The 13,276-nt window shown below is 72.6% G+C and carries 9 protein-coding genes; 6 read left to right on the top strand and 3 right to left on the bottom strand.

Going from position 1 to position 13,276, the window contains the following annotated elements; all coding sequences use genetic code 11:
* Nucleotides 1-109 precede the first annotated feature (109 nt).
* From OG823_RS24955 to OG823_RS24970, 4 genes are all read left to right on the top strand, one after another.
* Entirely contained in the window at nucleotides 110-2,401 is a 2,292-nt protein-coding gene (locus OG823_RS24955) for a M4 family metallopeptidase (RefSeq protein WP_371482003.1), read from the top strand.
* A 309-nt stretch (nucleotides 2,402-2,710) separates the two neighbouring features.
* Nucleotides 2,711-4,030, top strand: a complete 1,320-nt coding sequence (locus OG823_RS24960) for an ammonium transporter (RefSeq protein ID WP_371482005.1) — start codon at nucleotides 2,711-2,713, stop codon at nucleotides 4,028-4,030.
* Nucleotides 4,027-4,365, top strand: coding sequence for a P-II family nitrogen regulator (locus tag OG823_RS24965; protein ID WP_371482007.1), 339 nt, complete (start codon nucleotides 4,027-4,029; stop codon nucleotides 4,363-4,365). The genes OG823_RS24960 and OG823_RS24965 overlap by 4 nt, the downstream gene beginning before the upstream one ends.
* Nucleotides 4,366-5,155: 790 nt before the next feature.
* Entirely contained in the window at nucleotides 5,156-7,291 is a 2,136-nt protein-coding gene (locus OG823_RS24970; protein WP_371482008.1) for a carbohydrate-binding module family 20 domain-containing protein, read from the top strand.
* A gap of 156 nt (nucleotides 7,292-7,447) precedes the next feature.
* Here the strand turns inward: OG823_RS24970 and OG823_RS24975 are convergent, their stop codons facing one another.
* Both OG823_RS24975 and OG823_RS24980 read right to left on the bottom strand, forming a co-directional pair.
* Nucleotides 7,448-8,287, bottom strand: coding sequence for an isocitrate lyase/phosphoenolpyruvate mutase family protein (locus OG823_RS24975; protein WP_371482009.1), 840 nt, complete (start codon nucleotides 8,285-8,287; stop codon nucleotides 7,448-7,450).
* A gap of 160 nt (nucleotides 8,288-8,447) precedes the next feature.
* Nucleotides 8,448-9,194 (bottom strand): SDR family oxidoreductase, encoded by a 747-nt coding sequence (locus OG823_RS24980; protein ID WP_371482011.1) that lies wholly within the window; start codon nucleotides 9,192-9,194, stop codon nucleotides 8,448-8,450.
* A 480-nt stretch (nucleotides 9,195-9,674) separates the two neighbouring features.
* On the opposite strand from OG823_RS24980, the gene OG823_RS24985 reads away from it, so the two are divergent.
* Both OG823_RS24985 and OG823_RS24990 read left to right on the top strand, forming a co-directional pair.
* Nucleotides 9,675-10,709: an alpha/beta hydrolase gene (locus OG823_RS24985; RefSeq protein ID WP_371482013.1), complete on the top strand. Its 1,035-nt coding sequence runs from the start codon at nucleotides 9,675-9,677 to the stop codon at nucleotides 10,707-10,709.
* Nucleotides 10,710-10,886: 177 nt separating this feature from the next.
* Entirely contained in the window at nucleotides 10,887-11,621 is a 735-nt protein-coding gene (locus OG823_RS24990; RefSeq protein ID WP_371482014.1) for a hemerythrin domain-containing protein, read from the top strand.
* A 70-nt stretch (nucleotides 11,622-11,691) separates the two neighbouring features.
* Here OG823_RS24990 and OG823_RS24995 read toward each other — a convergent pair whose 3' ends face one another.
* Entirely contained in the window at nucleotides 11,692-13,218 is a 1,527-nt protein-coding gene (locus OG823_RS24995) for an FAD-dependent monooxygenase (protein ID WP_371484643.1), read from the bottom strand.
* Nucleotides 13,219-13,276: the final 58 nt, after the last annotated feature.

Below are 13,276 nucleotides of genomic sequence, written 5' to 3' on the forward strand. Positions count from 1 at the left end.
TGCCGCGACCCCGCGGCCAGGTTCTCTCCACCGTCCGCCAACCCGCGGCACGGTCGGAAAAGGAGTCCGAATGCCCCGCTACACCCATGCCCGGAAGGCCGCGGTTGTCATGGCCGCATCCACTGCGCTGCTCGTGACCGGCATGCCGGCCATCGCGCAGGCGGTCAGCCCCTCGCCGGCTGCCGCCGCTTCGCAGACGGTGGCCGGGCGGGCCGCGCTGATCGCCTCCGCCAACCAGCAGACCACCTCCCTCGCACAGCAGTTGGGCCTGGGCAGCCAGGAGAAGCTGGTCACCAAGGACGTCGTCCAGGACGCCAACGGCGTCCGGCACCTGCGCTACGAGCGGACCTACGGCGGGCTCCCCGTCCTCGGCGGTGACCTGATCGTCCACCAGAACGCCGCGGGCACCACCACCGGCGTCAGCCGGGCCAGCGAGGCCCAGCTCGCGGGCATCAGCACCACCCCCGCGCTGGCCGCGCCGAAGGCCCAGGCCGCCGCGCTCGCCGCCGAGGCCGGCTCCGCGCTGGACACCGCGCCCCGGCTGGTCGTCTGGGCCGCCTCCGGCACCCCGACGCTCGCCTGGGAGACCGTCGTCTCCGGCAAGGAGAGCGACGGCACCCCGAGCCGCCTGCACGTCATCACCGACGCCGCGACCGGCTCCGTGCTCGGCAAGACCGAGGGCATCCAGACCGGCACCGGCACCGGCGTCTTCGTCGGCAACGTGCCGCTGACCACCACGCTGAGCGGCTCCACGTACCAGCTCAAGGACGCCTCGCGCGGTGGGATGTACACCACCAACATGAACCACGGCACGTCCGGCAACGGCACGCTGTACACCAAGTCGACCGACACCTGGGGCAACGGGCAGGCCAGCAACTCGGAGTCCGCCGCCGTCGACGCCCAGTACGGCGTCGGTGCGACCTGGGACTTCTACAAGAACACCTTCGGCCGCAACGGCATCCGCAACGACGGTGTCGGCGCGTTCAGCCGCGTGCACTACGACAACAACTACACCAACGCGTTCTGGGACGACTCGTGCTTCTGCATGACGTACGGCGACGGCGCGAGCAACACCCACCCGCTCACCGAGATCGACGTGGCCGGCCACGAGATGAGCCACGGCGTCACCGCCGCCACCGCCAACCTGAACTACTCGGGTGAGTCCGGCGGCCTGAACGAGGCCACCTCCGACATCTTCGGCTCGATGGTCGAGTTCTACGCCAACCTGCCCACCGACAACCCGGACTACCTGATCGGCGAGGTCATCGACCTCAACGGCAACGGCACCCCGCTGCGCTACATGGACAAGCCCTCCAAGGACGGCAGCTCGGCCGACTCCTGGTACTCGGGTGTCGGCAACCTCGACGTCCACTACTCCTCGGGCGTCGCCAACCACTTCTTCTACCTGCTCTCCGAGGGCAGCGGCGCCAAGGTGGTCAACGGGGTCAGCTACAACAGCCCGACCGTGAACAGCATCGCGGTCGCCGGCATCGGCCGGGACAAGGCGGCGCAGGTCTGGTACAAGGCGCTCACCTCGTACATGACCTCCACCACCAACTACGCCTCGGCCCGCACCGCGACCCTCAGCGCCGCCTCCGACCTGTACGGCGCCGGCAGCACCGAGTACAACCAGGTCGCCACCGCATGGGCCGCCGTCAACGTCGGCTCGCTGCCGGCCGGCGGCGTGACCGTGACCAGCCCGGGCAACCAGTCCACCGCGCTGAACGGCACCGCCAACCTGCAGATCCAGGCCAGTGGCGGCACCGCCCCGCTGACCTTCACCGCCACCGGCCTGCCCACCGGCCTGTCGATCAGCTCCACCGGCAAGATCACCGGCACCGCCACCACCGCGGGCACCTACAACGTCACCGTCACCGCCAAGGACGCCGCCAACAAGACCGGCGCAGCCTCCTTCACCTGGACGGTCAGCACCGGCGGCGGCGGCACCTGCACCCCGGCCCAGCTGCTCGGCAACGCCGGCTTCGAGACCGGCACCGCCAGCCCCTGGACCGCCAGCAGCGGCGTCGTCGACAACAGCACCGGCGAGGCCGCCCACGCCGGCTCCTGGAAGGCCTGGCTGAACGGCTACGGCTCCACCCACACCGACAGCCTCTCGCAGACCGTCACCATCCCCGCCGGCTGCAAGGCCACCCTCAGCTTCTACCTCCACATCGACACCGCCGAGACCGGCACCACCGTCTACGACAAGCTCGCCGTCACGGTCAACGGCACCGCGCTGACCACCTACTCCAACGCCAACGCCGCAACCGGCTACCAGCTGCGCACCTTCGACCTCTCCGCCTACGCCGGCCAGAGCGTCACCCTCAAGTTCAACGGCACCGAGGACGCCTCCCTCCAGACCAGCTTCGTGATCGACGACACCTCGATCGCCACCAGCTGACCCACCACGGCCGGGTGACGGCCATCTGAGTGACGGCGGGGCCCGGCAGCACACGCTGCCGGGCCCCGTCCGCCGTCCCCCCGCTGCCCGGCCGCCCCACCGCACCGCCCCGCCCGCCCCGGTCCCGGCCGGCGCCCCGGCCCCTTTCGGCCGGGTCGTGCGGTGAGGGACCGGAAACCCCGCCGCAACACGAAACACGGCGGAAACACCCGTGTCTGCAACCAGAAATTTGGCCGGGTGACACTCTCCCATCCGACCTGCGCACCCTGACAGCCGCGCGGGCCGCCGCTTGGGAAGGCACCGATCCACATGCTCCTGGCTGAAACCAGCACCGGTCTCGACACCGGTGACACCGCCTGGCTGCTGGCCAGCACCGCTCTGGTCCTGCTGATGACCCCCGGCCTCGCGCTGTTCTACGGCGGCATGGTGCGGACCAAGAGCGTACTCAACATGATCATGATGAGCTTCGTCTCGATCGCCGTGGTCACGGTGGTCTGGCTGGTGGCCGGCTACTCGCTGGCGTTCGGCCGGGACGCGGGCGGGTTCGGCCTGATCGGGGGGCTCGGCCACCTCGGGATGGCCGGCATCACCCCGTCCTCGCTCACCGGCCACGTGCCGACCCTGCTCTTCGCGACCTTCCAGCTGACCTTCGCGATCATCACCGCCGCGCTGATCAGCGGCGCCATCGCGGACCGCGCCAAATTCGGCTCCTGGGTGGCCTTCGTCGCCGCCTGGACGCTGCTGGTGTACGTGCCGGTCGCGCACTGGGTCTTCGCCCCCGACGGCTGGATCCAGCACCGGCTCGGTGCGCTGGACTTCGCCGGCGGCACCGTGGTCGAGGTGAACTGCGGCGCCAGCGGCCTCGCCCTGGCCCTGCTGCTCGGGCCCCGGCTGGGCTTCAGGAAGGAGGCCATGCGCCCGCACAACCTGCCGCTGGTACTGCTCGGCGCCGGCCTGCTGTGGTTCGGCTGGTTCGGCTTCAACGGCGGCTCCGCGCTCGGTGCCAACGGCCTGGCCGCGGCCTCGATGCTGAACACCCAGGCGGCCGGCTGCACCGGCCTGCTCGGCTGGCTGCTGGTGGAGAAGCGCCGGGACGGCCACGCCACCACGCTGGGCGCCGCCTCCGGCGCGGTGGCCGGCCTGGTCGCCATCACGCCGGCCTGCGGCAGCGTGGACCTGCCCGGCGCGCTGGTGATCGGCCTGGCGGCCGGTGTGGTCTGCTCCTACGCCGTCAGCTGGAAGTTCCGCCTCGGCTTCGACGACTCGCTGGACGTGGTCGGCGTGCACTTCGTCGCGGGTGTCATCGGTACCGTGCTGATCGGCCTGTTCGCCACCGCCACCATGACCGGCGGCCCGGCCGGCCTGCTGCACGGCGGTGGCCTGGCGCAGAGCGGCAAGCAGCTGGTCGCGGTGCTGGCGGTCGCCGGGTACGCGTTCGCGATGACGTACGGGATCGGACGGGTGATCGACCGGGTGATGGGATTCCGCGCTCCGGAGGAGCACGAACTGACCGGCCTCGACCTCGCCGTGCACGCCGAGACCGCGTACGATCACGGCGTCCTGGGTCATGGAACGACGGCCCACGCCAGCGTGCTCACGCACTCGTCCGACAGGGCCTCCAAGGTATGAAGCTGATCACCGCGATCGTCAAGCCGTTCAAGCTGGACGAGGTCAAGAACGCGCTCCAGGCCATCGGCGTCCACGGACTCACCGTCACCGAGGCCAGCGGGTACGGACGCCAGCACGGCCACACCGAGGTGTACCGGGGCGCGGAGTACCGGATCGACCTCGTCCCCAAGGCCCGGATCGAGGTCGTGGTGGAGGACGAGGACGCCGAGCCGGTGATGGACGCCATCGTGGCGGCCGCCCGGACCGGCAAGATCGGCGACGGCAAGGTCTGGTCGGTGCCGGTCGAGGGCATCGTCCGGGTCCGCACCGGCGAGCGCGGCCCCGACGCGGTCTGATCCGTCCCGGCCCGGGCTCGTCGCGGCCCGGGCCGGGACGGTGCACCGGTCAGGACGGCGCCGACGAGAATCAGCCACCGGTCGGCCCGGCGCGGTGAATCGCCACCCCGCCGGGCTCGGTGGGGGACGGGCCGTCGGGCCGGGCCGACCGCCGTGGTGCGCCGGGACGGCCACCCGGGCGCCGCCGGAGCCGTGACGGGAGCAGCAGCGCGGTGGCGAGGGCGGACACGGCCGTGAGCACTCCGGTCGTCCGCAGTCGGCTGATCAGCAGCAGCAATCCGCGCGGGCCGGCGCCGGTCACGCCAGGTCGACCCCCGTGCGGTGGTGTCCCGTGCGGTGGTGTCCCGGCCGGGGCGATCCGCCTGAACCCCCCGGCCCGGCGCCGGGCGCCGCACCTCGTTCGTGGCGGCTGGAACACCGTGATGTGAGCCACCCGGCGCAGCCGTGTGGCCCGGCGGTCCCGAACTCCTCGAAGCCGGGCGCCTCGCCGGCCTTCGCCCCGGCCGCCGCGCACGGCCGGCCGGTCCTCCGTGTGCGTCGTCGCAGTGCCGTCCCGCCCGTCACCTGGCCGGATGCGCCGACGGCCGAAGAGGTCTCACGGAACTCTCAGGTGACCCTGCGGATCGTTGCCTTCCGGAGTCTTGACGCGACGTCGGGGCGGTCATAAGTTCGGCGCTGCAAGTTTCCTGAAAGTTTCAGCAAGCTTTCGCAAGCGGTCCTGCCCCCACCGTCCGTGCTCCCCGCACCCATGGACGGCGCCAGGCTGCCACCTCAGCCCCCAGGAGACACCGTGGTCACCCCAACCCCCGCCCCCACCCGTCGGCGCGCACGCGTCGCCGGCGCGCTCACCGCATCGGCGGCGCTCGCACTCTCGATCGGCACCGGGCTCACGCTCGCCCCCACCGCCCAGGCCACCCCGCCGGGCAGCAAGGACGTCACGGCCACTCTCTTCGAGTGGAAGTTCGACTCGGTCGCCAAGGCCTGCACCGACACGCTCGGCCCCAAGGGCTACGGCTTCGTCGAGGTCTCGCCCGCCCAGGAGACCATCCAGGGCGCCCAGTGGTGGACGGCCTACCAGCCGGTCAGCTACAAGATCGCCGGGCGCCTGGGCGACCGGACCTCCTTCCAGAACATGGTCAGCACCTGCCACGCGGCGGGCGTCAAGGTGATCGCCGACTCGGTGATCAACCACATGTCGGCCGGCTCGGGCACCGGCACCGGCGGCACCAACTACACCAAGTACAACTACCCCGGGTACTTCCAGGACCAGGACTTCCACTCCTGCCGGACGTCGATCAGCAACTACGCCGACCGCTCCAACGTGCAGAACTGCGAGCTGGTCGGCCTCGCCGACCTGAACACCGGCAGCAGCTACGTCCAGCAGACCATCGCCAACTACCTCAGCGACATGTCCTCGATGGGCGTCGACGGGTTCCGGATCGACGCGGCCAAGCACATCGCCGCCTCCGACCTGGCCGCCATCAAGGCCAAGATGAGCAACCCGAACGCCTTCTGGGTGCAGGAGGTGATCTACGGATCGGGCGAGGCCGTCCAGCCGTCCGAGTACACCGGTACCGGAGACGTGGACGAGTTCCGCTCCGCGACCTGGCTCAAGAGCGCCTTCAACGGCGGCAAGATCTCCGACCTGAGCACCTGGGGCAACGGCCTGCTGGGCAGCTCGCAGGCGCGCACCTTCGTCGACAACTGGGACACCGAGCGCAACGGCTCGACCCTCAACTACAAGTACGGCAGCGCCTACACGCTGGCCAACGTCTTCCTGCTGGCCAACTCGTACGGCTCGCCGAACGTCTACTCCGGCTACGCCTTCTCCTCCAACGACGACGGCCCGCCGAACGGCGGCACCGTCAACGCCTGCTACAGCGACGGCTGGAACTGCACGCACGCCTGGCGCCAGGTCGCCAACATGGTCGGCTTCCGCAACGCGGTCTCCGGCACCGGCATCACCAACTGGTGGTCCAACGGCAACAACGCGATCGGCTTCGGCCGCGGCAGCAAGGGCTACGTCGCGATCAACGACGAGTCCGGCTCGGTGACCCAGACCTTCCAGACCTCGCTGCCGGCGGGCACCTACTGCGACGTCCAGCACGGTGACCCGACCGCCGGCGGCGGCTGCACCGGCGCCACCTACACCGTCGGCTCCAACGGCCAGTTCACCGCCACCGTCGCGGCCGGCGAGGCCGTCGCGCTGTACGTCGGCGCAAGTGGCACCACCGCCAGCCCGAGCGCCACGCCGTCCGCCAGCGCCACGGCGACCAGCGGCACCAACAGCGCGACCGTGTTCTACAGCACCGACAAGAACTGGTCCGCGTACGACATCCACTACGCTCCCAACGGCGGCACCTGGACCACCTCACCCGGCGTCGCCATGGACGCGGCCTGCACCGGCTGGGTGAAGAAGACCGTCGCCCTGGGCAGTGCCACCGGCCTGGCCGCGACCTTCAACAACGGCTCCGGCACCTGGGACAACAACAACAGCGCCAACTACGCGCTGGGCACCGGCAACGTGACGGTCAAGGACGGCGTGGTCGGCAGCGGCGACCCGTGCGGCACCGCCACGGCCACCGCCACGGCCACCGCGACCGCCAGCCCCTCCGCGACGGCCACCTCGGCCACCAGCGGCGCCTCCTTCGCGGTGAACGCCACCACCACGGTCGGCCAGAACCTCTACGTGGTCGGCAGCATCGCCGCCCTCGGCACCTGGGACCCGAACAGCGCGCTGCTGCTCTCCTCCGCCGCGTACCCGGTCTGGAAGCTGGACGTCTCGCTGGCGGCCGGCACCTCCTTCGAGTACAAGTACGTCCGCAAGGACGCCGCCGGCACGGTGACCTGGGAGTCCGGTGCGAACCGCACCGCGACCGTCCCGGCCTCCGGTCGGGTCACGCTCAGCGACACCTGGCGCGCCTGACCCACCGCCGCACGGCCCGGGTGAACGCCCGGCCCGGTGAACGTCGGCCCGGGTGAACGCCCGCCGAACGTCGGCCCCGGGTGACCGGCCGCCCCGCCTCCCGCTCTCCGGTGAGGCGGGGCGACCGTCGGCGTGGGGCCCCGAGCGGGCCCCGGCTCACCCCTCCATCAGCCGGTTGGCGTCCCGGTAGGAGAGCGTCCCGGGGCCGAAGCCGAAGGTCCCCTCGTCCCGGATCTCCTGCGCGGCCCGTAGTACGGCGGTCATCGCGACCCTCGGCAGCGCCGATCCCAGGCTGATCCGGCGTACCCCCAGATCCCTCAACTCCCCGACGGAGAGCGTGAGACCGGCCGCCCCCGCCAGGACGTTGACCGGCCGCCCCACCGAGGCGCAGACCACGCGGACGGCCTCGGCGTCGGGCAGCGCCGGCGCGTACAGCACGTCGGCCCCGGCCTCCTCGAAGGCCTGCAGCCGCCGGACGGTGTCCTTGAGGTCGGGCCGGCCGAGGAAGAAGTTCTCCGCCCGCGCGGTCACGGTGAACGGGAAGTCCAGCGCCCGCGCCGCCTCGACGGCCGCGCGCACCCGCTCCACCGCGAGACCGAAGGGCAGCACCGGATCGCCGGGATCGTCCCCGGCGTCCTCGATCGAGCCGCCGACCAACCCGGCCTCGGCGGCGAGCCGGACGGTGGCGGCGACGTCCTCCGGGGTCGGGCCGAAGCCGCTCTCCAGGTCGGCGGTGACCGGCAGGTGGGTGGCCCCGACGACGTCGCGCGCGTTGGCGAGGGTCTCCTCGCGGCTGATCAGGTTCGCGCCGTCCGGCCGCCCCAGGGCCAGGGCCAGTCCGCCGCTGGTGGTCGCCAGGGCCTGGAAGCCGAGCCCGGTGAGCAGTCTGGCGGTCCCCGCGTCCCACGGGTTGGGGATGACGAACGCCCCCGGTCCGGTGTGGAGTTCGCGGAACTCGGTGCCACGGCGGTGCTGGTCGGCTGCGCTCGGGTGCATCGGAGGATCCCCTCTGGGGCGCCGGCCGGCGCCGCGCCCGTGTCCGGTGTGCTGCGTCCTGGATACCAGGAGATCCACCCGGCCGTACGCCGTCCCGGCCGTCCCGGTGCACGGCCGTCGCTCACCGTCCGCGTCGTCCGCGTCGTCCGCGCGTCGGCCCTCAGCCGCGTCCGATGTACGGCATGGCCGTGGCCATCACGGTCGCGAACTGGACGTTGGCCTCCAGCGGAAGATCCGCCATGTGCCGGACCGTCCTGGCCACGTCGGCCGCGTCCATGGTGGGCTCGGCGGCGATCCCGCCGTCGGCCTGGCGCACACCGGTGCTCATCGCGGCCGTCATGTCGGTGGCCGCGTTGCCGATGTCGATCTGCCCGCAGGCGATCCGGTACGGGCGCCCCTCCAGCGAGAGCGACCTCGTCAGACCGGTGACGGCGTGCTTGCTCGCGGTGTAGGCGACCGAATGGGGGCGCGGGACGTGCGCCGAGATCGAGCCGTTGTTGATGATGCGCCCGCCCTGCGGCTGCTGGGTCTTCATCAGCCGGAACGCCGCCTGCGCGCAGAGGAACGCGCCGGTCAGGTTGAGGTCGACCACCGCCCGCCACGCCTCGTGGCCGAGCTCCTCGATCGGGGCGGCGACGCCGAAGGTCCCGGCGTTGTTGAAGAGCAGGTCGACCCGGCCGAAGCGCTCGGCCGTGCGGGCGAAGAGCGCGTCCACGGCGGCCGGGTCGGTCACGTCGGTGGGCACGACGAGGGCGTGCGGCTGCCCGCCGAGCCGCGCCGTCTCTTGCAGCGGCTCGGCGCGCCGACCGGCCAGGACGAGCTGCCGGCCGGCGGCGGCGAGCTCCAGGGCGACCGCCCGCCCGATACCGGCGCCGGCTCCCGTGATGACGGCGATCTGCTGGGGCATGGCGGGCTCCTCGTCGGTGGCGCCGGTCGGCGGCCCGGTCGGCCGGGCCTCTCGATCATCGGTGACCGGCCGCCGGGCGTCACTGGTGGGAGGCACCGAATCGCCGCCTGCCGAGCCCGGACCGGTATGGCGAGACCTCCCGGCGGGGGGCGTGGCACGCGCCCTCCGACGGCGCCCCGAGGGCCCCGGGCCGCCCTCCCCGCCGTTCGGCGGGGGTGCGGCGGCACCACCCCCGCCGAACGGCAGGGGCGCCCCCCGCCACTTCACCCGATTGCGGCAAAACGTTGGCCCGGCACGGGTTCGCGCGCAACCGGGCCGCCCGGGATCACGTCATAGGATCGCGGGACGGCGCGCGGTTTCCTCCGGGGGGCGCGCAGAACCGGGCGTGTGCCACCCACCGCCCTGGTCCCGCCGTGGCCCCACCCGGGGGCCACCGCCTGCCCACGCCGGGCCGGCGTGACACCGGTCGGAGTTCTCACCGTGCAGCCGCAGTCTCCGCGTTTCCGTGCCGTCCTGACCGGCACCCTCTCCCTCGCCCTGGCCGCGGCGCTGGCGGCCTGCGGGAGTACGGACGGCGGCCCGAACGGCGACTCGGCGAAGTCGGGGAAGGGCGCGACGGGCGCTGCGAACGGCAGCGCCGCGCCGAAAGCCACCGGTACGCCGACCAGGCCCGGCAAGGTGCTGATGCCGACCGGCCCGGCCGCGAGCTTCGGCAAGGCCCGGGACACCGCCGCGGGCCAGATCCTGATCACCACCCTGACCGGTGCCAAGTCCGGCGTGTCGGGCAAGGTCTGGGTCTGGCTGCCACCGGAGTACAACGACCCCGCGTACGCGAAGACGGGTTTTCCCGTGCTCACCCTCTACGCGGGCGGGCAGAGCGCCGGTTACAACACCTGGACGGACAACCAGCTGCCGATCCAGGAGGTCGACGCCCAGCTGTCCAAGGCCGGCCGGGCCCACCCCTTCATCATGATCATGCCGGTGCAGAACCTGGACTCCAACGAGGCCAAGGCCATGGAGTGCAGTGACATCCCCGGCCAGCCCAGGATCGGCACCTGGATGGCCGAGGACATCCCGGATTTCGTCCGCGCCAACTTCCGCACCGTCAGGGGCCGGGACGGCTGGGGTCTGATGGGCGCCTCGACCGGTGCGTTCTGCAGTGCCAAGCTGGCCCTGCAGTTCCCCGACCGGTTCAAGGCGGCCGTCCCGATCGACGGCTACTTCAACCCCGACTCGCCGCTCTGGAAGGGCCACGAGGCCGAGCGGCTCGCCAACAGCCCGGGGGTGATGGTCGCCCAGGGCAAGGCCGACGTCCGGATGCTCGCGACGGCGGGCGGCGCCAACGGCTACGAGAAGAAGATCGTCACGGACTGGGTGGCCAGGGCCGCCGCTCCGCTGAAGGTCGAGTACTACGAGCAGCCCGGCGGCAAGCACCTCACCGCGGACTTCAAGAAGATGATCCCCGACGCCCTGGAGTGGCTCACCAAGAACCTCGCGGGCCCCGAGGCGGACTGAGCGGACGGCGCGGGGCCCGGCCTCCGACGACGGCCCCGCCGGTCCGCCCGCGCCCGTCCACCTCCTCGCGGGAGGGCCACACCCCGCTGACCTGCACGTCAATCGGACATTGATTCGCTCCTGATCGACTGTCACCACCCTGGTGATCCCAGATCCGGCCGTTGCGAAGAGAGCGTCATGCCCAGCCATCTGATGCCCGTCAAGTCCCCGCACATCCCGGCCGTGCCGGAACCCCGGCGAGAGCAGGACGCCGACGACCCGGACACCTCGCTGCGCTTCGCCGGGATCACCCTGGTGCACGCCGCGCTCCGCCGCGACCTGGCCAGGCTGCCCGACGCGCTGCGCCTGCTCCAGCCCGGCGACGACGTCCAGGGCGAGGCACTCCAGCGCCACTGGGACTTCCTCACCGCCATGCTCACCTGCCACCACGAGCAGCAGGACGGCAGGCTCTGGCCGATCCTGCGCCGCTTCGCGCCCGAGCTGCGGCTGCTGCTCAACTGGCTGGAGGACGACCACCACAACCTCGACCACTCCTTCACCCGGGTCACCACCCTGGTCCGGATCGCCACCCGGGACGCGGGCAGCGCCCGGCCGGTCGCCTACGCGGTCGAGGATCTCGCGGCCCGGCTGGAGACCCACCTTCGGATCGAGGAGCGCCAGCTGCTGCCCCGGATGGCGTCGGTCTTCCCTCGCACCTCACGGATCGGCACCCTGCCGGAGCTGCTGGACGTGCTGCGCTCCGCCGACGGGCCGGGCGTGGCCGACGCGCTGGCCTGGCTGCTGGACGGCGTCGAGGAGCGCCACGTCCAGGCGCTGCTGGCGGACTGCGACGACGCCGTGGCCCGGCACTGGCCGCACTGGCGCGCCACGTACGAGCGCTGCACCGACCCGCTCTGGGGCCCCACCGACTGACGGGCCGGCGCCACCGGCCCCACCGGCCGACGGGCCGGCGCCACCGGCGGCCGGGACATTCCGGGCGGGGTCAGGGGCGGGGTGCGCCCAGCCGCGCCAGGTACCCGGGCAGATCCGCCGGATCGTGCGTGGCCAGCCCGACGTACCCGTCCGGGCGGATCACGAACAGGCCGGGCCCGTACGCCTGCCGCGCGAGCCCGCCGGTGAGGCTCAGCGCGGCCACTCCGGCCGGGAGGACCGGCAGCTCGCAGTCCACCGCGAGCACCGAGAGGTGCGGCCCCCGGTAGAGGTCGAACAGCCGGTGCGACGCGCCGTCGCTCCCCGCGTACGGGGCGTCGGGAGCCCGGTCCCCGGCCCGCAGGGCGTCCTCGGCCAGGCCGTCACGGGCCTCGACCGTCAGCGGGCCGCCCCGGTAGCCGACGTTCATCTGGTCGGTGTCCCGGCCCCGGCGCGCCTGCCGGTCGTCGGTGCCCGAGCGCTCGGTGCGGTGCAGCCCGGTGCTGATCTCGATGACGGCGGCGGCGATCGGATACCGCTCCGCCTCGTAGCTGTCCAGCAGCGCTTCGTCGGCGCCGTCCCGCAGGATCCGGCCGAGCTTCCAGCCCAGGTTGTAGGCGTCCTGCACGCTGGTGTTGAGGCCCTGCCCGCCGGCGGGGGAGTGGATGTGCGCGGCGTCCCCCGCGAGCAGGACCCGGCCTTGCCGGAACCGCTCGGCCAGCGCCGCCCGCGGGCGGAAGTCCGAGGCCCAGCGCACCTCCCGCACCGCGCTCGTCGGCAGGTGGCTGCGCTCCGCGACGGCCCGGCGCACACCCTCCGCCGTGGTGTCGGGCACCTCGTTCTCGTTCTCGTACCGGGCGAACAGCTGGAAGTCCTCGGTGCCGGGCAGCGGGCAGAGCAGCATCGCGCCGGCGGGGGCCTTCGGCCAGATGTGCCAGTTGTCGCGGTCCAGTCCGTCGATCCGGAGGTCGGCGACCAGGGCGGGCCTCGGGTCGACCTGCTCGCCGTGCATCGTGATGCCCGCCGCCCGGCGTACCGTGCTGCGCCCGCCGTCGGCCGCGACCAGGTACCGGGCGGTGACTTCGCGGGCCCGGCCGGAGGCGTCCGTGAGCGTGGCCCGGACGTGCCCGGGGTCCTGCTCGAAGCCGGTCAGCGCGGTGCCGAAGGCGACCGCGCCGCCGAGCTCCAGCAGCCGCGCGTGCAGGATCTCCTGGGTACGCCACTGCGGGATCATCCACGCGTCGGCGTACGGGGCGAAGGGGCCCGGCGTGCCGCGCTCGATCAGATCCCAGGTGCCGAGCCGCTCGCCACCCTCCCAGGACAGCATCAGCGGGTAGGGCGCACCGGCCGCGCGGATCGCGCCGAGCACGCCGAGATCCTCGAAGACCTCCTGCGTACGGGGCTGCAGGCCCTTGCCGCGCGAGCCGGGGAACAGCGCCTCGGCCTGCTCCACCACCAGGGCGTCCACGCCCCGCCGGGCGAGGTCGCAGGCGAGGGTGAGGCCGGTCGGCCCGGCGCCGACGATCAGGACCTCGGTCTCGGCGGGGAGGCGGTCGGTGGCGCTGGCGCTGGCGGCGGTCGTGGCGGTGGCCGGAGCCATGGGGGTGCTCATGTCCATTCTCCTTAACGTCGTTAAGTTGCTGACGTCCACGAGCTTG

Origin of the sequence: Kitasatospora sp. NBC_00315 (genome assembly GCF_041435095.1) — a bacterium.
Classification (GTDB): Bacteria; Actinomycetota; Actinomycetes; order Streptomycetales; family Streptomycetaceae; genus Kitasatospora.

Coding starts and splice junctions, on each gene's coding strand:
- OG823_RS24955 (WP_371482003.1), top strand. CDS start 110: ATGGCCGCATCCACTGCGCTGCTCGTGACCGGCATGCCGGCCATCGCG.
- OG823_RS24960 (WP_371482005.1), top strand. CDS start 2,711: ATGCTCCTGGCTGAAACCAGCACCGGTCTCGACACCGGTGACACCGCC.
- OG823_RS24965 (WP_371482007.1), top strand. CDS start 4,027: ATGAAGCTGATCACCGCGATCGTCAAGCCGTTCAAGCTGGACGAGGTC.
- OG823_RS24975 (WP_371482009.1), bottom strand. CDS start 8,287: ATGCACCCGAGCGCAGCCGACCAGCACCGCCGTGGCACCGAGTTCCGC.
- OG823_RS24980 (WP_371482011.1), bottom strand. CDS start 9,194: ATGCCCCAGCAGATCGCCGTCATCACGGGAGCCGGCGCCGGTATCGGG.
- OG823_RS24990 (WP_371482014.1), top strand. CDS start 10,887: ATGCCCAGCCATCTGATGCCCGTCAAGTCCCCGCACATCCCGGCCGTG.
- OG823_RS24995 (WP_371484643.1), bottom strand. CDS start 13,218: ATGGCTCCGGCCACCGCCACGACCGCCGCCAGCGCCAGCGCCACCGAC.